The sequence below is a fragment of the Nonlabens ulvanivorans genome (assembly GCF_032922765.1).
Taxonomy (GTDB): Bacteria; Bacteroidota; Bacteroidia; order Flavobacteriales; family Flavobacteriaceae; genus Nonlabens; species Nonlabens ulvanivorans.
In genome coordinates, this window is the sequence record NZ_CP136694.1 from 3,116,813 (window position 1) to 3,138,527 (window position 21,715).

General features: G+C 35.3%; 17 protein-coding genes and 2 tRNA genes. 5 read left to right on the forward strand and 14 right to left on the reverse strand.

Going from position 1 to position 21,715, the window contains the following annotated elements; all coding sequences use genetic code 11:
* Positions 1-20 precede the first annotated feature (20 nt).
* Positions 21-2,111 carry a ComEC/Rec2 family competence protein gene (locus R1T42_RS14050; protein ID WP_317290769.1) on the forward strand — a complete coding sequence of 697 codons (2,091 nt, stop codon included), beginning with the start codon at positions 21-23 and terminating at the stop codon, positions 2,109-2,111.
* Here R1T42_RS14050 and R1T42_RS14055 read toward each other — a convergent pair.
* From R1T42_RS14055 to R1T42_RS14065, 3 genes are all read right to left on the reverse strand, one after another.
* Positions 2,074-2,607, reverse strand: coding sequence for a thioredoxin family protein (locus R1T42_RS14055; RefSeq protein ID WP_317290770.1), 534 nt, complete (start codon positions 2,605-2,607; stop codon positions 2,074-2,076). The two genes, R1T42_RS14050 and R1T42_RS14055, sit on opposite strands and share 38 nt — an antisense overlap.
* Positions 2,608-2,689: 82 nt before the next feature.
* The gene (locus tag R1T42_RS14060; protein WP_317290771.1) at positions 2,690-4,279 is read right to left on the reverse strand and encodes a peptide MFS transporter; all 1,590 of its coding nucleotides are present in this window, start codon (positions 4,277-4,279) and stop codon (positions 2,690-2,692) included.
* 26 nt (positions 4,280-4,305) lie between these two features.
* Complete coding sequence (locus R1T42_RS14065; RefSeq protein ID WP_317290772.1) at positions 4,306-6,459, reverse strand: S9 family peptidase; 2,154 nt, start codon at positions 6,457-6,459, stop codon at positions 4,306-4,308.
* Positions 6,460-6,586: 127 nt separating this feature from the next.
* Here R1T42_RS14065 and R1T42_RS14070 point away from each other — a divergent pair, with 127 nt between their 5' ends.
* From R1T42_RS14070 to R1T42_RS14085, 4 genes are all read left to right on the forward strand, one after another.
* Positions 6,587-7,900 carry a hydroxymethylglutaryl-CoA reductase, degradative gene (locus R1T42_RS14070; protein WP_317290773.1) on the forward strand — a complete coding sequence of 438 codons (1,314 nt, stop codon included), beginning with the start codon at positions 6,587-6,589 and terminating at the stop codon, positions 7,898-7,900.
* Between the two features lie 7 nt (positions 7,901-7,907).
* A complete protein-coding gene (locus R1T42_RS14075; RefSeq protein WP_317290774.1) occupies positions 7,908-8,375 on the forward strand; it encodes a DUF1572 domain-containing protein in 468 nt (155 codons plus the stop codon).
* 53 nt (positions 8,376-8,428) lie between these two features.
* Positions 8,429-9,367, forward strand: a complete 939-nt coding sequence (locus tag R1T42_RS14080) for a GYDIA family GHMP kinase (protein ID WP_317290775.1) — start codon at positions 8,429-8,431, stop codon at positions 9,365-9,367.
* 107 nt (positions 9,368-9,474) lie between these two features.
* Positions 9,475-10,494, forward strand: coding sequence for a hypothetical protein (locus R1T42_RS14085; RefSeq protein WP_317290776.1), 1,020 nt, complete (start codon positions 9,475-9,477; stop codon positions 10,492-10,494).
* A gap of 75 nt (positions 10,495-10,569) precedes the next feature.
* Here the strand turns inward: R1T42_RS14085 and R1T42_RS14090 are convergent, their stop codons facing one another.
* The 11 genes from R1T42_RS14090 to gldJ form a co-directional block, all read right to left on the reverse strand.
* Entirely contained in the window at positions 10,570-12,684 is a 2,115-nt protein-coding gene (locus R1T42_RS14090) for a peptidylprolyl isomerase (RefSeq protein ID WP_317290777.1), read from the reverse strand.
* A gap of 146 nt (positions 12,685-12,830) precedes the next feature.
* Complete coding sequence (locus R1T42_RS14095) at positions 12,831-14,099, reverse strand: hemolysin family protein (RefSeq protein WP_036582308.1); 1,269 nt, start codon at positions 14,097-14,099, stop codon at positions 12,831-12,833.
* The gene (locus tag R1T42_RS14100; RefSeq protein ID WP_042245854.1) at positions 14,099-14,305 is read right to left on the reverse strand and encodes a hypothetical protein; all 207 of its coding nucleotides are present in this window, start codon (positions 14,303-14,305) and stop codon (positions 14,099-14,101) included. The genes R1T42_RS14095 and R1T42_RS14100 overlap by 1 nt, the downstream gene beginning before the upstream one ends.
* Positions 14,302-14,871, reverse strand: coding sequence for an LPS export ABC transporter periplasmic protein LptC (gene lptC / locus R1T42_RS14105; protein WP_317290778.1), 570 nt, complete (start codon positions 14,869-14,871; stop codon positions 14,302-14,304). The genes R1T42_RS14100 and lptC overlap by 4 nt, the downstream gene beginning before the upstream one ends.
* A gap of 2 nt (positions 14,872-14,873) precedes the next feature.
* Complete coding sequence (locus R1T42_RS14110) at positions 14,874-16,235, reverse strand: hypothetical protein (protein ID WP_317290779.1); 1,362 nt, start codon at positions 16,233-16,235, stop codon at positions 14,874-14,876.
* A 19-nt stretch (positions 16,236-16,254) separates the two neighbouring features.
* Entirely contained in the window at positions 16,255-17,505 is a 1,251-nt protein-coding gene (locus R1T42_RS14115; protein ID WP_317290780.1) for a hypothetical protein, read from the reverse strand.
* Complete coding sequence (locus tag R1T42_RS14120; RefSeq protein WP_317290781.1) at positions 17,502-18,233, reverse strand: type III pantothenate kinase; 732 nt, start codon at positions 18,231-18,233, stop codon at positions 17,502-17,504. The genes R1T42_RS14115 and R1T42_RS14120 overlap by 4 nt, the downstream gene beginning before the upstream one ends.
* Before the next feature lie 13 nt (positions 18,234-18,246).
* A tRNA-Val gene (locus R1T42_RS14125) sits at positions 18,247-18,321 on the reverse strand.
* Positions 18,322-18,406: 85 nt separating this feature from the next.
* Positions 18,407-18,479, reverse strand: a tRNA-Phe gene (locus R1T42_RS14130).
* Between the two features lie 83 nt (positions 18,480-18,562).
* On the reverse strand, positions 18,563-19,816 hold the full coding sequence (locus R1T42_RS14135; RefSeq protein ID WP_317290782.1) for a UDP-N-acetylmuramoyl-tripeptide--D-alanyl-D-alanine ligase: 1,254 nt from the start codon (positions 19,814-19,816) through the stop codon (positions 18,563-18,565).
* A 67-nt stretch (positions 19,817-19,883) separates the two neighbouring features.
* Positions 19,884-21,575, reverse strand: a complete 1,692-nt coding sequence (gene gldJ / locus R1T42_RS14140) for a gliding motility lipoprotein GldJ (RefSeq protein WP_317290783.1) — start codon at positions 21,573-21,575, stop codon at positions 19,884-19,886.
* Between the last annotated feature and the right edge of the window lie 140 nt (positions 21,576-21,715).

The following is a 21,715-nucleotide window of genomic DNA, read 5'->3' on the forward strand; positions in this document are numbered from 1 at the left end:
TATTTTGTTAAATTCATCTAATGAAGTGGTTAGGATATCCTATTTATAGGTTACTGTTAGCATATGTGATAGGATTGTTGATTGCGATGTATCTGCAAATTACTATAGATATTGCTTTAATAGTTCTATCCACATCTTTTCTTATCTTATGTTTTTCCATTTTTTTCAGTAGAACTAATACCGTATTCAAGGCGCTTTTTAGTTTTTCAGTAATATTCTTCCTTATTGCCTTAGGAGTGTTAAATATGGTAAGTAAGAGACCTATTAATCAATCCCATCATTTTTCTAATCACACCATACACGGTAAGGAGCAAATGATTACCTTTCAATTAACGGATCAGTTAAATCCTAATGCTTACAATGATCGATTTTATGCGCATATTAATGAAATCGATGGTAAAAATGTTACAGGTAAGGTTCTGGTCTTATTTAAAAAATCAGATAGTGTTGAATACAAAATAGGTCATAGACTTACTGTTTATGATGATATTAGTCAAGCTAGTGATGAGCGCAATCCAGGGGATTTTAATTATAAGGAGTATCTCGCTTTGATTGATGTCCATGGGCAAATTTATGTCGATGATGATCATATACTCAATGTCTACGTCGGTGAGAACAAATCGTGGATTATTGCTTTAAGAAATCAATTAATGAATTCTCTTGAAACATCAGGCTTACAAGATAAGCCACTAGGAATAATTCAGGCCTTGATATTAGGACAACGCAATAATGTGGAGTCATCAGTCACGCAAAGTTTTAGAGATGCTGGTGTTATCCATATACTTGCTTTAAGTGGTTTACACGTTGGTATTATCTTACTCATTTTGTGCTGGTTTACGAATTGGTTAAAAGTTGTAAAAAATGGTCGCTGGCTACAAAGTGCCGTTATAATAATATTGTTATGGATTTTTGCTCTAATTACAGGCATGTCACCTTCTATAATGAGAGCGGTAACTATGTTCTCTTTTATTGCGATAGGTATGAATGTGAATCGTAAAACTTCCATTTTTCATAGCTTAGCACTATCTGCTTTTTTATTGTTATTAATTAATCCTAAGCTACTATTTCACGTAGGTTTTCAATTAAGTTATACTGCGGTAATAGCTATCGTGCTAATCCAGCCTATTTTATACAATTTAATACAACCACGGTGGAAGGTGATTGATTACTTCTGGAAAATAGGCACTGTAACCATTGCTGCTCAAATAGGCGTTGCACCATTAAGCCTTTTTTATTTTCATCAGTTTCCAGGGCTGTTTCTTTTAGGTAATATGTTATTACTTCCTGTATTGCCATTAATAATAGGGCTCTCAATCCTATTATTAGCATCTTTGTGGTCAGGTATTCCGTCTTATTGGTTAGTTGAAATACTTAATTTAAGCTTGGATTGGATTGTAACTATCATTGAAAAAATTAGCTCTCAAGATCAGTTTATTATTAAAGGAATACATCTTGATCTCATAGAGCTTATTTTGATTTACATATTGATGATAAGTAGTGCGTTGTTTTTCTATCGTTCTGTAAGAAAAAGTAGGAGAGAACGAGTGCTCATTAAAGAACCAGGTTATAATTTACATATAGCTATAATTAGTATTATATGCTTTACAGGGTTTCAGTCTTTCAAAAAGTTGAAAACTGTAGACTCTAAGGTGGTAGTAATGCATCAAGCATCTGGTAGTGTAATAAGTATCAGTAATCGTGAAGAGGTTTTACTACTAGTTGATTATCACGCTATGGATTCAATTAGGTCCATGGCAGCTCTAGATCGTATTAAATCTTCTTCATTACATAGAAATAAAATTATAACTATTGATTCTTTGAGTAATAAAGTGAAGTTTAATGATACAGAAGTAGTTGTTTTAGATGAATCTGGTGTGATATTAAAAAGCGCCGAAACCCCAATTTTACTTTTGTCTCACTCTCCAAAAATACATTTAGATAAAATAATAACAGCCTTAAGACCGCAAATAATTATTGCAGATGGTTCTAATTATAGAACTTATGTAAACCGTTGGAGGTTAACTAGTGAAAAAAGGAATATTGAATTTTTAAGTACTTATGAAGAAGGTGCTATTAATTTGTATCGCCTTGAAGCTCATAAACAAAATTAGCTTGGTAATCCGACCACTTTTGACCGGTGTTTATTGATTTATACGTTTCATCTGCCAGCATGGTAATATAGATCTCTAGTTTTTTAGGTCCCATTTTTCCTGGTACTGGATTGATAATACGTCCGGTTTCATCAAAGAAAACTAATGTAGGATATTCAAAAATGCGCATAAATCCTGCAAATTCATGTTGTGAACGTTCATTACGTTGTTTCATCGGGTTACCATAAGTAGCTCCTTTATAGTTGATCACTTCTGTACCTTCTGCGTCGAATTTTACTGGGTAATAAGTTTCATTAATAAAGGCAGCAATTTCTGGTTTGTCAAAGGCATATTTATCCATCCACTTACAGTTGGTACACCATTCTGTATATGCTTTTAATAAAATCTTTCTAGGTTCTTTCTTTTGAGCTGCAAGCGCTTCATCCATGGTCATCCAGTTCACTTGTGCGGTAGCAAATGAACCTATTAATAACATCATTACAAACATCCATTTCATAGGTATCCTTCTTTTGAAAATTCAAGGTAACAAAAAACGCACCACTATGGTGCGTTTTTTATAAAATATTAGGAAGATGTGGTTATCTGATTCCGTGCATCATTTTTACCAATAGTCTACTAAGTGCCAACATTATAAAACCAGCGGCAATAGGAATGATGGTAAATATCATAAAGAATGTAGCCATACCATAATCTTCAACAATAGGATCAATATATCGACCTGTTAGTCCAGCTGCTGTATTTGCAATAAAGTTTGCAACAAACCATATACCGAACATTAACCCGACTAGTTTTCCTGGTGATAGTTTACTTACATAGGATAACCCTACAGGTGAAACACATAGTTCACCTAGTGTATGGAACAAATATGCTAGTATTAAGAAAATCATGCTTACCGATGCCGTTTTTGCTCCTAACGGAATTCCCATAGAACCAAATGCCAAAATTCCGAAACCAATACCTAGTAGAATTAGTCCGATAGCAAATTTTACGGGTCCAGAAGGATTTAATTTACTTTCCCAAATTTTAGAAAAAATAGGTGCAAATGCAATGATGAAGAATGAGTTTAAAATTCCAAACCATGAAGCAGGAACTTCAGGAGCAGGATCAGTGAATTGACGATATAACATCCATATTACAATTGCCCAAATGATAACAAAACTTAAACCTAGTAATATGTTGGATAAAGCAAACTTTGCATATGTCTGTTTGAATAACATACCTAATACCCATGTGATAATTATCATAGGTATTACTGTTAATAGTGTATTGAAAATCTTAAATATTAATGCACCATCACCTTCTAATACACGATCTGTATAGTCTGCAGCAAAAATAGTCATAGATCCACCAGCTTGCTCAAAAGCCCACCAGAAAAAGATGGTAAAGAATGCTAGTACACCGATTACAATTAGTCGATCTGATACAACTTTAGAGCTTTTTGCTTCTTCAATAGTGTCTTCAATGGCGTCTTCAGTTTCTTCTAAGGCGTCTTCCATCGCATCATCAAAATCTTCAGCGCCTTTAGGAGATAATCCTATTTTACCAAAAATTTCTTGAGCAAAATAGAATTGCAACATTCCGACAAACATAAATATTCCAGCTAGTCCAAAACCATAGTGCCATCCAACAGATTCACCTATGTAGCCACAAAGTAAAATACCCAAGAAAGCACCAGCATTAATACCCATATAGAATATCGTGTATCCAGCATCTTTCTCTTTGTCTTCTGTTTTGTATAATTTACCAACCATCGATGAAATGTTTGGTTTAAACATTCCATTACCTATAATAAGAAGAACGAGACCTAAATAAAAGAAAGTTCCTGTAAGTCCTTCAAGTGCCATAGAAGCATGGCCTAAAGTCATTAATAAAGCCCCTATAACAACGGCTTTTCTATAGCCTGTAATCTTATCTGCTATTAATCCACCAAAAATTGGAGTTACGTAAACAAGACCTGTATAAAAAGCATACAAAGTCAAAGCGTCAGCTCTATCCCAGCCCCAACCTTCGTCAAAGACTGATGCGACTAAGAAAAGAACAAGTAATGCTCTCATTCCATAATAAGAGAATCGTTCCCACATTTCAGTAAAGAAAAGAACAAACAATCCTGATGGATGTCCTAGAACTGTTTTTTGGTTCGTAAGTGAACCACCAAATTTATATTCCATTTGATTATTAATTAAGATTAGTGTTATTAAAGGTTATTATGAATAAAGTTTGTCATCTTGTTAAATAAATGGATGCGTGTATTGCCTCCATAAATTCCATGATTTTTATCTGGGTAAATCGCCCAGTCAAATTGTTTGTTAGCCTGTACAAGAGCTTCAACCATGCGCATGGTGTTTTGTACATGAACATTATCATCTGCACTACCATGTATAAGTAGGTACTTACCTTTGAGCTTATCTACATGACTCATCGGGCTATTGTTATCGTATCCACTTGCATTTTCTTGTGGTGTTGTCATATAACGTTCTGTATAAATGCTATCATAAAACCTCCAAGACGTAACCGGAGCAACTGCGATAGCAGTGCTAAAAGTATCATTACCTTGAAGAATACAGTTAGAACTCATAAATCCACCATAAGACCAACCCCAAATCCCTATTCTAGAACTGTCGATATAATCCACTGCGCCCATTTTTTTAGCTACCGCAATTTGATCTTCAACTTCATATTTACCTAACTCTTTTTGAGTCACTCTTTTAAAGTCGGCTCCTTTGTAGCCGGTACCTCGACCATCTACACATATTACTATATAACCGTCATTTGCTAGCATACTGTGCCAGTAATCATTTGCACCATACCAGCGATTAGCCACTTGTTGTGATCCAGGACCACTATATTGAAACATTAATAAAGGGTATTTCTTGCTAGGGTCAAAATCTGCAGGCTTCATAGTCCACATGTTCAAATCATTCCCGTTAATGTTGATTGTAGAAAACTCTTTTTGAGCAAACTTGTAATTATCAAGTTTATCTAATAATGCATTGTTATTTTGAATTTCTCGAACCTGCTCGCCTTTTTTAGAAGTATGTAAAGTATACATAGGTGGAGTAGTAGCGCTCGAGTAAGTGTTAATGAAATAACTGAAATCACTACTAAAAGAAGCACTGTTCGAACCTATTTGGTTCGACAACTTCGACTTTTTCTTACCTTTTAAAGAAATAGAATAAATTCCGCGATTAATACTTCCGTCTTCTGTACTTTGGTAAAAAATGCGCTTGTTTTTAGCATCATAACCATAATAAGAAGTGACATCCCAATTACCCGTTGTGATTTGTTTTTTTTCATTTCCATTAGCATCATAGTGATAGATATGTCTCCAGTTGTCTTTTTCGCTGGTCCATAAAAAACTACCATCTTCTAGGAACGTTAAGTCATCAGTAACATCTACATAAGCTTTATCTTTTTCTGTAAATGCAATGCTGGCATTACCCGATTGGTCTACATAATAAAAGTCTAGTACATCTTGATGTCTATTCAATACTTGCGCCGCAAGTTTACCATTAGGCGAGTAATTAATTCTTGCAATGTAAAATTCTTCATTACGATTTAAGTTAATTTTATTACGCTTTCGCGAAAGCAGATCATACACATGCAATCCTACTACGGCATTCTTTTCACCAGCTTTAGGGTATTTAAAAACGTCTTGTTTTTGATATAGTCCGTTACCATAAACATCCATAGAAAATTCTGGAACATCACTCTCGTCAAACGAGATAAAAGCGATTTGCTTACTGTCTGGACTCCATTGGTAAGCACGTACTATAGCAAATTCTTCTTCATAAACCCAATCAGAAACACCATTGATGAGTTTATTGTCTATACCATCAGTAGTTACTTGAGTAGTTTTTCCTGAGGCTAAATCTTTGTAATAAATATTGTTCTCAAACACATAAGCCACTTTTTTACCATCTGGAGAAAGTGCTGGACTGCGCACCAACTCTTCACTAACGAGCGTCAATTCTTTAGAGTTCATGTCATAAACATGTACTTTATCATGTGAACTGTATCTAAAAATAGGTTGACTTTCTGAAACGATAAGCATTTGAGATTCATCATCACTTAAAGTGTAAGAACGAATCGGTAATTTAAGATCTGTACTGCTTACTAACGTACCTGTTTTTTCACCAGTCGCATAACTATATTTATCTATGGTTTGTGTACGATCGCGATTATAATTTAGGACAATGTACTCTTTTCCATTGTTTAAAGATTCTAAAGATTGTAAACCAGCCGTACGGAATTGACCTGTGTAAATATCTTCTACAGTAATGTTTTGCTGTGCAATCATCACTGAACTGGTCAATAAAAATAGGGCAGCAAAAAGTGTTTTCTTAATCATGTAATTGCAAAATGGGTTAAAGTATCAAGTATACAGAAAAAATCGCAAAAATCCCGCCGATTATTGCATTATCCTTAAACTAGGATTAACGCTTGTAATTGTATCTTTGTCTCTTAAATTTTTTTCAATGGATGCACCCGTAATCGGTTTTTCAAAACTCTCTAAAACAGAAAAAGTTAACTGGCTAGTAGATACTTATTTTGATGGTGATATCATAGCACATGATACGATAACACGTTACTGGAATCAAGACCAAAAACTACAAGAATTACATGATGGTTTTAGTGAGAATACGATTACTAATTACTATTTGCCGTTTGGACTAGCTCCTAATTTTTTAATTGATGGGAAATTGGTGACCATTCCTATGGCGATAGAGGAAAGTTCTGTGGTGGCTGCAGCAAGTAAAGCAGCTAAGTTTTGGTTAGAACGTGGAGGATTTAAAACTACTATAAAGTCGACGATAAAATCTGGTCAAGTGCATATTATGTACAAAGGTTTACATGGTGAGATGGATGCGTTTTACGCTTTCGCGAAAGCGGATTTACTACAATCTATCCAGTCCATAAATGCCAGTATGAAAAAACGCGGCGGTGGATTATTAGACGTACAATTGATGAACAAGACTGATGTGCTATCTGGTTATTATCAACTGCATGCTACTTTTGAGACAAAGGATGCGATGGGTGCAAATTTCATCAATACTACACTGGAGCAGCTAGCAAACACGCTAAGAGAAAAAGCAAATGAGTTTCAAGGGTTCTCACTGGGAATACCTGAAGTAATTATGAGTATATTAAGTAATTATGTGCCAGAATGTGTGGTGAATGTATCTGTATCGTGTAAAATTGATCAGATAGGAACAATTAATGGTGTGAGCGGTGCAGACTTTGCCCGTAAATTTACTCGTGCCGTAGATATCGCTACGGTAGAACCTTATCGAGCGGTAACTCATAATAAAGGGATTATGAATGGTATAGATGCTGTAGTGATCGCAACGGGTAATGATTTTAGAGCCGTTGAGGCAGGCGTGCATGCTTATGCGGCTAGAGATGGACAATATAGAAGTTTAACTAGAGGAAGAGTAGAAAACGATGTCTTTACTTTTGAAGCAGATTTTCCACTAGCCTTAGGTACGGTAGGTGGTCTCACATCGCTACATCCACTTTCTAAACTTGCCATGCAGATTCTAGAAAATCCAAGTGCGCAGGATTTAATGAAGGTAACTGCCGTTTGTGGACTGGCGCAAAACTTTGCCGCTTTACATTCACTTGTAACTACAGGAATACAGGCGGGACACATGAAAATGCATTTAGTGAATATGTTAGAACAAATAGGAGCAAGCGATGATGAAAAGTTATTGCTCAAAAAAGCTTTTCAAGATAAGACACCTAGTTTCTCAGGATTGCGAGAAATGCTAGCAGATATAAGAAAAAAATAAAGAGGTTATGGCTAATTCAAATGTCCTAGCTGATCGCTTGAGAGAAGTTTTTCTCAATGGAATGTGGATTGCCAATACTAATTATAAAGACCAGTTAATAAGTCTAGATTGGCAAGTTGCAATTACTGAATTACATTCATTTAATACTATAGCCGCACTTGCTCAACATATTCACTATTATGTCGCAGGTGTTAAGAATGTATTTGCAAACGGTAGGTTAGAAATTAGTGATATATATAGTTTTGATTTTCCTGAAATCAAATCACAACAAGATTGGGATCGTTTTTTAAATCGGTTCTGGCAGGATTGTGAGGATCTAGCCTTGTATGTCGAGCGATTAACTGACGAGGAACTTAAAAAAGATTTTGTAGATCCTAAGTATGGTGATTTTTATAGAAATATCGATGCTATTATCGAGCATAGTTACTATCACTTGGGCCAAATAGTTTTAATTAAAAAAGCGCTAATCGATTAATAAGTATCAATAGTATTGCACTTTAAAGAAAACACAACGACAAATAAAAACAATTGAATAAAGAAGTCATCAAAAAGAAATATAGCGCTCATGGTAAATTCCTTATCACAGGTGAATATGTCGTGCTCGATAACGTATCTGCGCTAGCGATGCCTTTGAAGTTAAATCAGTATCTTAATATTAATTCTAGAAATGATGGTCAGTTCGCTTGGAAAAGCTATGACCATGATGGTAGTTTGTGGTTTGAAGATACACTTGATTTAAATGTTTTGAAAAATCTAGACACTTTTAAATCTGATAATGCTGTTACAGTTAAACTTGTTGAGATTTTAAGAAAAGCAATAGAGTTGTATCCTCAAGCGCTGGATAAAATGGCTGATGGATTCAATGCAATCACGACATTAGATTTTAATCGAAAATACGGTATGGGAACTAGTTCTACATTAATTTCCCTTATAGCGCAATGGCTAGAATGTGATGCCTATATGTTACAGTTTGCTTGTTTCGGTGGTAGTGGATATGATATAGCTTGTGCTACTGAAAATAGTAGACTGATCTATAATTATAATAACGGGCTACCAATTGTTGAACCATTTGATTGGAATCCCACTATAATGGAATCTATTTTCTTTGTGTATCTCAACAGAAAACAAAATAGTAGAGACTCTATAGCACGTTTTGATAATTCATTAATTACGGATGAATTAAGGAAGGAATTGGATGAGATGCCACAAAGATTTAAGGATGCCTCTAATGATCTAGCTCACTTTAATGAGGTTATCAATAGACACGAAGCTATCATTTCTAGTTTAATAGGATTAGAGCCAGTAAAGCAAAAGCTTTTTCCAGATTATACACAAGCCATAAAAAGTTTAGGTGGTTGGGGTGGCGATTTTATAATGTGCACTGGTGATATTGAAGAACGAGCTTATTTTAAATCTAAAGGATTTGAAATTGTTCTGGAATGGGATGATGTTGTTTTAGGAAATTGAAACTCAAATAAACTTAAGCTTGAGGCCTAGAGAATTGAAATGATTTTATAATATCTCACCTTTTGTTTTGATAAGTAGTATATTTTTAAGGTTAAAAACACTTGTCTATGAAAGCCATAAAGAAACTGCTGTTCTTACTTCTATTAAGTTATTCAGTTTTATTACATGCTCAAATCGAGTATCAGATAATAGATAACCAGTCTAAAGAGCCTATTTCAAATGTCCTAGTTTATTATGAGGATAATAGTATTTACTCAAATGTTGACGGTTCATTTTTTTTACCTGAAGAGTTAAAAGATGGGGAATTATATCTAGATGGTTTAGGTTATGAGGTCTTAAAAATAAAAGTGTCTGATATAGATGATTATCAGATTATTTTGATAAAAAAAGATCAGTTTCTAGATGCAGTCGTACTTAAAGGTGAACCTATAAAGACTAAGAAACTTAAGCAACCACCATCTAGAAAGAAACATTGGTTAGATGGTATGCCGCATTATCACGGGCAAGAATATGGGTTGTTTCTTATCAAGGAGAATGATAGAACTGATGTGAGGTTAACCCAATTAACAGTGCCAATTATTAAGAAAAATGCTGATTGGGAACAATCAAATGAATTGATGAAGAAAAAACCTGGCAAGAAATCATATCCTGTTAAAAGTAAAAGACTTGAAACTAATTTTTTGTTTCGCGTTCAATTTTATGAAATGCTTTCCGATTCTTCATTTGTAAAATTGAATTATCCTACTAAAGATTTTATAGTTTCAGGTAAGAAATTTAAGTATGAGTTGGATTACTCAAATGAGGAAATAGTATTTCCAGATAATGGTATTCTTGTGAGTATATTGAATATGGGTCCTTGTGACGAAAATGGTGATATGCTTGCTATTCCTAGGTTTAAATATTTAGAACGTAATGGAGATACCATTAAGACGATCAACAATATATATGATGTACCTTTAATTGCACTACATCCAAAAAAGAAGAATGAGTCTATTGATTATTTTCATTCTAGGTATTCCGATAAGGCTGAATGGAGTGAAGTATCGGAAAGACAATATCCCAGAACGATTGGTGGACCGATGAAACAATTAGGGTTAGGATACGAGTTAGAGATATTTTATTATTAATATAATATGGAATGAGTCATCAATAAAAAAAGCCACTCATTGAGTGGCTTTTTTTAATATGCTGTAATCTGCTTTCTAGTAAAAAGTAGATCTATTATCTGTAATCTCTATAGACTTCTTAAGAGCCTCTACTAACTTAGATGTCGCTTGGTTTGCAGTACGATTAGCAACCTCATTAGCATCTGCTTTATAGCTTCCTAGATCTGGTGCGTTTTCAATTGCCGTTACTTTAACAACAAATACACCTTTTTCACCAGCAATAGGTTTTGAAGTTTCTCCTTCGGCAAGACCAAATGCAGTACCTACTACTTTAGGCTCTTCACCAACTCCTGGTATTGTAGGCGATTTACGATTAACAGCAGTTGCTGCTCTAGCATTTAAGCCTTGTGCAGATGCGATGTCATTGACTTCAGTAGCTGTGATTTGATCCATGATCATTTTTGCCTTCTTCTTGTTACGTAGGATAGGAGTAACAGTTGCGCTAGCTTCTTCAGCAGACATAAGTCCTGATTCAGCTTTTCTAGTCAATTGCACGATTACATATCCTTCAGGAGTTTCAAAACGTTCTGTATCACCTATGTCCGTTCCTTCTTTAAAAGCCCATTGAACTACAGAACGGTTTCTCTGTAAGCCTGGTAAATTCTCATCCATTGCTTTTAAGTTTTTTACAGGCTTTACATCCAGTGTGAATTCTTTAGCAACTTCTGTAAAATCTTTTTCAGCAGCACCTTGTTGGAATTTTTGAGCATCAGTAAATAATTGCTTTCCAGTCGCTTTAGAAGCTTCTACTTTCTTTGCAATAGTCGCTATTTTAACAGCTTCAGTTGGTGCTTTAGTGTCTTGTATATGGATAATGTGGTAACCGAAAGAGCTTTCTGATATACCTACAGAACCTTTATCATTTTCAAAAAGAAATTTTGTGAATCCAGGCGCAAAGTTTCTAGCATTTCCAGAGTAAACTACCCAACCTATGTCTTCACCTTTAGCTACTTCAGTATTCTCGTTGAAGTAGTCCCACTTAGCATTAAACTTACTATTACTTTGACCTATTGTTGCAAAAATACTGTCTGCTACCTTTTTTGCATCTTCTTTTGATCGTGTAGAAGCTGAGCGCGTTGCACCAGCATATGCGACAAGGATGTGTTTAGTTTGAACACTATCCATGATTGTTTTCTTGTCTTCAAGACGTGATATTTTCATGTGTTCACCATCCTCATAAGGACCATAAGTAGATCCTTCTTCTAAAGCAGCTATAGCTTTTGCAGTTGCTGGTAACTTAGAGGTTAATAAATAAGAGCCGTCATATGGCAGGTCAGATTGAGAGTTTACAAACGTTTCAACGTCTTCCACAGTGTTAAGACCTTGGTATGTTTCGGTTCTGTTAGTATTTTCACTAAACTCTTCATAAGAGCTTAATAGCTTAGTCATATCAGATTTCATGGTTGCTTTATCTGCCTCAGAAGCTTTGTCTTCAAATACTACATATTGAATGTCGCGTTGTGCTTCAGACTTAAACTTAGATTCGTTCTTTGCGATATAAGAAGAAATCTCAGATTTTGAAATTTCTACTTCTGAATCTGCAATGCTGGTGTAAGGTATGTTTACAAAAGTAAAGCTACGATTATCATTTGCCAGGCGATATTCCATTTCTCCTGCCGCCTGTGTACCAATAATACCAGATTTTAAAAGATTAAAGAATTGAGTTTGCTTAGCCTGATCTGCTGCATTCTCAACATCCTGTAACCATAATTGATAACGTTCTGGTTGATTATTTTTTAAGTCTGCAACAAATGTGTTCATTTTAATTTCAGAGAACTGTCCGTTTTCATCTAAGAAAATAGGAGCATTTGCATACATGCTTTTTACTTGATTCTTCACAGCCTCGTCAGATACTTCAATACCTGCTTCGTTGATTTGCATGTTTAAAACAGCATCTCTAACCTCTGCATCCCATACGCTATTTACTGCTTGAACGGTAGATGTGCCAGCGCCACGTTGTTGCATTGTCGTCTCAACTCTACGAGCAAATGCTTCTCTGTCTAGCTCAGTACTTCCTACTGATCCTAATGAAGACGCCTTTGCAGCACCGTTAGAGGTCAGTAAACCTTGAATAATAAATGCAAATAATGCAAGAGCGATTACTAGAATAAGGATTAATCCTTGTGATCTGATTTTACCTAATATGGCCATCTTAAATGGGTTTAATTTTAAAGTGTCGGCGAAAATAGTGTTTTCCCTCTAATAATTAAAGCTTAAACGGTGCTTTATAGCAGTAAGTTGGGTGATAAATATGCTTTCGCGAAAGCGTATTCTCAAACGCTCGATAACTCCTTAACTTATTCCTTGTCTAAAATCTCTAATTCAACAAGGTCAATCTTGTTATTTGAGGTCTCAAGAATCGTGAATTTGTATTGTTCAATAGTGACAATGTCACCTTCTGTAGGGATACCTTCAGTTTCAAATACAATAAGTCCACCTAGTGTCTCGTATTGTTCGTTTTCTGGTAGGTCTAGTTTGTAGTTCTCATTGATGGTGTCTACCTCTAATCTAGCGCTGAATTTAAATTCTGTATCACTAATTTGAGTGTCGATTAGAGTATCAGAATCATGCTCATCTTCAATTTCACCAAAGAGCTCTTCAACAATATCTTCTACGGTTATTAATCCCGATGTACCACCGTATTCATCTAATACAATGGCAATACTTTTACGTCGTTTCATTAATAGATTAAGAACGTCTTTTGCAAGCATAGTCTCTGGGACGTTTATAACACTGCGCACGATGCTATTTAAATCATCTGGAGATTTAAATAAATCAAAACTGTGTACATATCCAGTAATGTCATCGATGGTTTCATGATGAATTAAAATCTTTGAAAGCCCGGTATTTACAAATTTTTTGTTTAGTTCTTTAATGTCAATATCTTGTTGTACTGAGATCATTTCGGTACGTGGCACCATTACTTCACGAGCTTTAACAGCAGAGAAGTCTAATGCGTTTTGAAATATCTGAATTTCAGTATCCACTTCATCCTGTTCTTGAGCGCTTTCCATTTGTTCGGTAATGTAATTACCTAGTTCAATTTTTGAAAATGATAACTGTATATTATCACCATTAGATTTAAAAAATATGCGCAGGAAAAAATCAGATATTTTTATGCAAATCCAAGATATCGGAGTGAATAATAGGTAAAATATATAAGCTGGTAGCGCAAAGAATTTTAGTAATTCGTTAGAGTAAATTTGAAAAAATACTTTAGGAAGAAATTCAGCAGTTAGTAAGATGACTAAGGTGGAAATGATGGTTTGAACGACTAATTGTAAACTTTCTGTCAGTTCTAGGTGCGGTATAATAAGCTCTTCTGTAACTAAATCTCCCATATATAATCCATAGACAACAAGCGCGATACTGTTGCCTATTAGCATGGAGATAATGAACTTTGATGGGTGAGCTGTAAGATTGCGCAAAACTCGACCTATAAAGTCTTCTTGACGTTTTTCTAGCTCTATGTGTATCTTATTAGAAGATACATAAGCTATTTCCATACCTGAGAAAAAGGCGCTAAGAACTAGCATGGTGAATATAATCAGTACCGCTGTAAGCATTATTTTGAATCGCTGTTATTATTGCGATTATCAAATTTACTGATATATCTTCTCCTAAAGAAAAACATGAATAAAACTAATGCAGCCATAGCCCATAATACATAAGCCATGTTAGGATTTTCTTCAAGTTCATAAAAACCGCGAACTAAAAAGAATCCAGCAAAAATTAGATAAGCGTATTGGAAGTATTTAAAGAATTTTGTCATTTTTTCAAAGGTGTTCTGTAAAACTGGTCGTTATTATCTCGTACAGTTATTTTATTGTACTCCTCATCTGCGTCGAGCATGGTGCCAGATGTTGATGCGTTTTTAAGTTGGGTAGAAAATGACTGATCAGTAAAAATCCACTTTGCAGTTTGATCCCAGTAAAGTTGTTCTCCGTGAAAAGTATTTCCGTCATGATTGACTATAGTCACATTTCCTTTCAAATCTACTAAATCTGATTCACTATACATAATAGCATAGTCTGCAGTTATATTGGTTTCTAGTACACTGTCTTTTTTATGTTCATAAACGACGACATGAATGCCGTCAGGGAACTCTGTGTAGGGATAAATATCGTTAGAGAAATCTAACATAGTTTCACCGCTCATTTTCACTTTGATTAAACCGCTATCAGTATGTTTAAGAAGCATTTCTTTTACTTCTCCCATAGGCTCATTAGATGCGATTTGCATCTTTTGAATAGCCTTTAAATTATCATCACAGGATAAAACACAAATCACGGCCATAGCCGTGATTGTAATTTTTAATAAGTGAAAAAGTTGTTTCATTCTTAAGGTATTCTTACAGAATCTCCAACCCAACAGTTAAATCTAATAGTGTCACCAGAATTGTAAGCTTTCTCCATGAAAATCTCAGATTTTTGTGGAGCTCTACCTCTGTAACTAGCTGCAGTCTTTGCTGCTGTAGATTTTAAACTTGCGTCTACACTTCCTGCTTTATCAGCATAACGTGCCGCTAGCCAATTCACAGCTCTTTTTTCAAATGGAGTAGTACCACAGCTGTTTGCACTGCTAGCAACTAGGTTTGCAATTCTTAAGAAAGGTAATCCAAAAGAAGGTTTTGCAGCGTTAGAGGCAAGATATTCTTTCTTTGCACTACCATATTGACCTTTACCTTTAAAGATTTCAGCTTTCTTGTAGTGAATTCTTGATTTTGTATCATTATCAGCGCCTAGTTCAATCGCTTGATCCCAGTATTGAAATTTTTCCGATTGAGTAGTTGCTATGTTTCCTAGTCCGTAAGCGGTCTTCCAACTAGGCTTTAATACATGTAAAGCTTTTACTGATCTTACATATAAAGGTGCATCCGTACAATCTTTACTTTGCAATCTTCTTAATACATTACCTAACCATTTCTCATCGCTTTGCTTTGAGTCAAAATCTTGCTCATATAATGGGATTAGTTTATCACAATCTGCTAATTGTCCTAGTGTACCATTAACACTTTTGTTAACTATGTTGTAGTTTTTCAAGTTTTTTTCTTGATTAACAATAGTTTTTTCTTCTTTTTCAGTTAATGAACCTTCAGTTTCTTTTTTGTCAAGTAATTGTTGAATAACTGTAGAACGTTCATCTTGTACTTGTGCTATTCTTTCAGTTAAAGCATCATAAGTATCAAATAACTTCTGAAGATCTATTTTATTTAATTTGTATTCTTTCTCTGCTAACTTGAAGTAAGTAATCATTCCGTTAGGGTCTGTAAAGTTGTCTGGATCTTTTGTGAAAACATCTTCTAACATCATGTATTGATTAGACTGCTCACCAATTCCGTACTTATACATTTTACTAGCCATTTCAATTTTTTTCTTGCTAGTATTTACCTTATCACCAAATTTTGTAATTTGAGCGTTTAGCATATCAATTAATCCTTGAGCATTTGCTCCTTCATCACCTATTTTTTTTCTTAAACGGTGTTCATAAATTATTTCACCATATTGATAAATGGCTGCACTAGCATCTGGACAATTAGTTACTAAGTCTCCAAGTTGCTTATAGGCTTCGTCATAATTTTTTGCTTTTGCATTTTCTGCAAATATGCTCAACATGACATTACAGTCTCCTGCTTCTTGCGCTTTCGCGAAAGCGATACTGATAACAGCAACAAAAGTTAAAAATGTAGTTTTAAGGTTCATAATACTTAATTTATCGTTCTTAATTATATTTTCTTTTCTGGAACCACCTGTCATTTAAAGATAACCCTAGGGAAATGCTAAAGAAGTCTTCTTTAACTAAACCATTTGATGTAGTTCCTCTTTGACCGTATTCTAATCCAATATTAGCATTTGAAAAGGCTCTTGTTTGTCCTACAGGTATACCCATTCCAAAAGATATGCCAAACTCAGTTATGTCTTCTCCATTAAGTTGTAAGCCGGTTTCTTCAAACCGTATTCCTGCACGATAAGTTGCTCTTTTCCAGTAGCTTGAGATGCTGTTGTAGTCAGGTATGAAATATCCTCCTAATTTATAAGAGGCAGCGTCTGTAAAAGTTGCTGTAGCGGGAGCAAAGGATCTGTTTGTTGTACTGCTGGTGCCTTGTAATGTGTACTCTGCAGCAGCAAACCATTTTAATCGTTCTCCTATACCAATACCTAAAGAGATTTCGGAAGGTAATTTGAATTTTTCTCTAGGGATATCAAACTCTTCAGAATTGACGATGATTTCTGTTGACGGGCCGGTTAATGATATTGTAGAGAGAGTTCTATTGTTATCACCTGTGATATCGCTTTCTGGAGAGTAGGTGGCGCTTGCTTGAAATTCATATTTATCGTTAAATGTACCATTGTAATGAAGCCCAAAATTATAAGAAACACCGCTAAAGTCTGTTTCATTAAGTTCATTGGTCCCATATTGCACATCTGCTAGAACTACACTTGAAGAATTTGTTTCTTGACCAAAATTATATCTTAGCTCTCCACCGACGTTAAACCCTTTAAAGGGTTGGTAACCAAAACCGAAATATGCTCTGTTAAGACTTCCTTCACCTTTGAAGTTTGTGTAAATATCCTCAGTTAAGGTTCCTAATTCATAGCCGACAGATTGAAAAGGCACCAGTCCAAATCCGAAAGCCGCTTTTTGGCTTACAGGAATACCGATGCTTACATACTCAATAGTAGTATTGTCATAAGTTTCGTTAGCCGTATTTGTTTCGGCCCATGTCTCAGTGTGAACAGCCCCAACTGTGTAGGTTGTAATTCTTAAATTACCGTAGGAAGCAGGATTTCGTAAGTTGACATGTATACTATCACTGTAGGTTCGAATTCCTCCCATACTGCGATTTTCAATTGTGCCTTTAAAGGTTTGTTGACCTAAACCAAAGAAGGAATAGGGAGATGAAGTACGCTGTTGTGCCATTCCTGTAAAGCAAGTACATGCCACTAAAACGATTAAAATACTTCTGATCATAAGTCTTTATTAAATTGATATAAATAATAGATGCCCTCGAGCATCAAAAAAGGCGTGGCAAAGAAACGGCTTTTTAGTTGAGTTGACAATAGTTGAGCGTCTCCACCGGTCATAAAAACTTTAATGTCTTTGTTTTTTTGTTCGTACTGTCTAATGCAGCCTTTTATTTCTTGTGTTAAACCATTAATAACACCACTGTGAATGCTTGTTGTGGTAGAATTGCCAATGAAGTTATCTATAGTTTGTGCAGTTAATAACGGAAGGTTTGCTGTAAAATTATGAAGTGATTCATAACGTAATCTTAAACCTGGTGAAATTGCACCGCCGTGATAGTTTAAATTCTTATCAATGTAGTCATAGGTCACGCAGGTCCCTGCGTCAATTATTAAGCAACTTTCTTCTTTTTCAATTCTCGAAATGGCTCCAGATACTAGTGCTATTCTGTCATTTCCTAAAGTTGTTGATTGATACAGATTTGTAAAAGGTAGTTTAATGTGGTTCTCAATCTTGAAAACAGACACTAGCTTTTCTAACTGTTGGATTGTGTCTAGATTGATTCTACCTACTTGGCATAGGGCTGCGTTTTTTATTTGCGGAAATTGTGTAATAACAGTTTTACAGTCATTAATGAAATCGATCTCAGTTGTTCTCTGGTAAGAAATGATTTTATAGTTATCCGTTGCAGCGATTTTAATCGAAGTGTTGCCTATGTCTATAACTAATATCATGTATATAAAGTTGTGTGAAATACTGGATTCGAACCAGTGACCTTTACGATGTCAACGTAACGCTCTAAACCAACTGAGCTAATCCCACATTTTAAGGTGATAAATATAAACTGACTTTGTAATAATAAAGTTATAGAAAACAAAAAAGGCTGTCTAAAACAGACAGCCTTTTGTGGTACCTCCAGGAATCGAACCAGGGACACATGGATTTTCAGTCCATTGCTCTACCAACTGAGCTAAGGTACCTTTTGCTCTAAAGCGGTGGCAAATTTACATAATTTTATTTTTGTAAAAAGCTTTTTGCAAATTATTTTCATTTTTTTTTAAATCTACTCAATTATCTCTAATATCCGTTCTAATGCCATGCCTCTAGATCCTTTTATAAGTAGTACAGATTCTTGTGTTTTGTCAATGTTAAACTGCTTATTAAAACTCTCGAGGTTTTCAAATAATTGAGCTTGTTCACAGCTTACTTTTGAAAAGGCTTCACCAATTAAATAAGTTTGGTCTATTTGAAGCTGTTGTGTTAACTCAGCAATATTTTGATGTTCTGTCGTCGAGTATGTCCCCAATTCAAACATATCGCCCAGAATGGCTATTTTTTTACGTTCTGATTGTTTACTTAGGTTTTTTAAAGCAACAACCATGCTGCTAGGGTTTGCATTGTATGCGTCTAGTATTATTTTAAGATTTCCTTTTTGTATGATCTGAGATCTATTGTTATTAGGTGTGTAATGAGCGAGCCCTTTTATTATGTTAGTCGTACTCATGTTAAAAATCTGACCTACTGCAGCAGCGAGTAGCATGTTGTGATAATTGTATTCACCTACTAACTGTGTGTCGCATTGTTTGCCTTCAAATTCTAGACTGATGTAGGGCTCAGCTTTGATAAGCTTACTATCGCTACTTGTTAAAAAACGCTCGATTCCTTTAGATCTTTTTAATTGTTCTTTGTTCCAGTGACCTACAATCGCTGTTTTGTTATGTTTTCTCAAGTGTTCAAACAATTCGCTTTTGCCTATTCTTATATTTTCTTCACTACCGAAACCTTCTAAATGTGCTTTACCGTAATTAGTTATCAAGCCATAATCGGGTAAGGTGATGTTAGAGAGAGTTTCAATTTCTTTTAAATGATTAGCTCCCATTTCTACAATACCTATGTCTGTAGACTCATTAAAACTTAAAAGAGTTAATGGAACGCCTATATGATTGTTAAGGTTGCCTGCAGTTCCTTTAACATTAAATTGCTGGCGCAAAACTGATATGATTAACTCTTTGGTTGTTGTTTTTCCATTGCTACCTGTTAGAGAGAGAATGGGTATGTTTATTTTTTTTCTATGGTAAGTTGCTAATTGTTGTAGGTTTTTTAAAGTGTCTTTTACAACAGTGACTCTAGAATCGTTCTCCCATTTCAGATCACTGGAAACTGCATGGATAGCTCCTTTGCTTAAAGCTTGTTCTACATAGCTATTACCGTCGAAGTTCTCCCCTGATAAGGCATAGAATAATTGACCGTCAATTATCTTACGAGTATCAGTTTGAACGCCATTGCTGGTTAAGAATATTAGGTATAATTCCTTCATAAAAGTAATGCATAAAAAAAGCCCTTAAAAATAAGGGCTTCTTTTTAATTTATAAAGATTCGCAGAATTAATTACGAGGTCTTTTGTTTTTCTTTGATTTAGAACCTACACGTGACATTGCGCATCGGAAACCTAGGTCATCTTTTGCCATGTCTTGTGGATAGAATCTGCGGGATGCAGGATCTAACCAATAAGCTCTATCTCTCCATGAACCACCTTTGATAACACGAACTTCATTATCGATAAGTGTTGTACGAGTGTTTTCTTGATCGTATTGTCTGTCTAAAGTACCTAAGGAATCAGAGTCCACTGTATGCAATGGAGAATCATACATTCTTTTGTTATCTTCTAATTGATCAGTGTTGTCAAAATACTTAGAAGAACGACGATCACCATCACGGAAGTCACGGTTGTCACTTCTGTCAAAGTTTGTTCTTAAATAAGTTTCGTTTTCATCAACTTCTACCTGTTGGATTTCACCAGGTAATGCTCTAGCAATAGTTTTACCATTGCTTAAAGTGTCATAAACGATAGAGTCAGCTTCTACGACAGCAATCATACCATCAGCACCAATTTTATTTTTTGTGTATTGGTTACCACGATAGTAATTAAAGTCATTAAATTCATCATCAACGATAGGACGATAAACATCAGCTACCCATTCAGAAACGTTACCAGCCATGTCGTATACACCAAATTCATTAGGTTCATAAGTCATAACTTCAGCAGTAATATCTGCTCCATCATCACTCCATCCTGCGATACCACCATAATCTCCATCACCTTGCTTAAAGTTTGCCATGTGGTCTCCACGAGTCTGTCTCTTACCGCTACGAGTATACTGACCATCCCATGGGTATTTCTTTCTACCACGATAAGCGTTATATTCTCTTTGAGAAACTTCAGCAAGTGCTGCATATTCCCATTCTGCTTCGGTAGGTAGTCTGTATCCTGGTAAAATAATACCGTCTTTACGAGTTACGTAAAGTCCAGATGCCTCGCCGCCACCTTCACCTTGCTTTGCAGCTTTTTGTGTTTTTCTTTTTTCTAATGATTCACTTCTTTTTCCTCCACGAGTCTTTTCGTCATCTCCTCCATAAGCTAGAGTAGGCGCATTTAAATAGGTCTCAGTGCTGAATGTAGATCCAGCATCTTGATTAGCTAAAGCGTCTTTAGACGTAAATCCTTCTTGATTAAGAATTAATTCATTTACACGATCTGTTCTCCATTCTGAAAATTCAACAGCTTGAATCCAAGTCACACCTACTACTGGGTAGTTTTGGTATGCAGGGTGACGTAAGTAATTCTTAGTCATCTCTTCATTGAATCCTAATCGGTTTCTCCATACTAGAGTGTCAGGTACCGCACCATTATAAATATTACGATATTCTTCATCTTCTGGAGGGAATACACCTTTGATCCAGTCTAGCATCTCAAGATACATACCATTAGTAACTTCAGTTTCGTCGATATAGAACGACTGGACGTGTTGCTGGTTAGGAGTGTTGTTCCAATCGTGCATAGGGTCATCTTTTACACGTCCCATTGTGAATGTTCCTCCTTCAACAAATACTAATCCTGGTCCAGTTTCCTGCTCCTTGTATTTAGTATTTAATTCAAAACCACCGTTTTTACCGGTAACGTCCCATCCAGTTCCTCGAGATGTGCTAGAATAATCGTTTCCACCACCGCCACAGCTCACTAGTACCACACCAGCGATTAGTGTAAATACTGCTTTTAATGCAAAGTACTTCTTCATTTTAAGATATTATTTTGAAAAATGTCTCGCAATATAACAACTTCGGAGAAAACCAAAAGCATAAATTGTTAATATTCCCATTACATTTGTCGTTCCATGTTTTTAAACGAGCTTGAATGCCGTTTATTTCATGAGTGTTC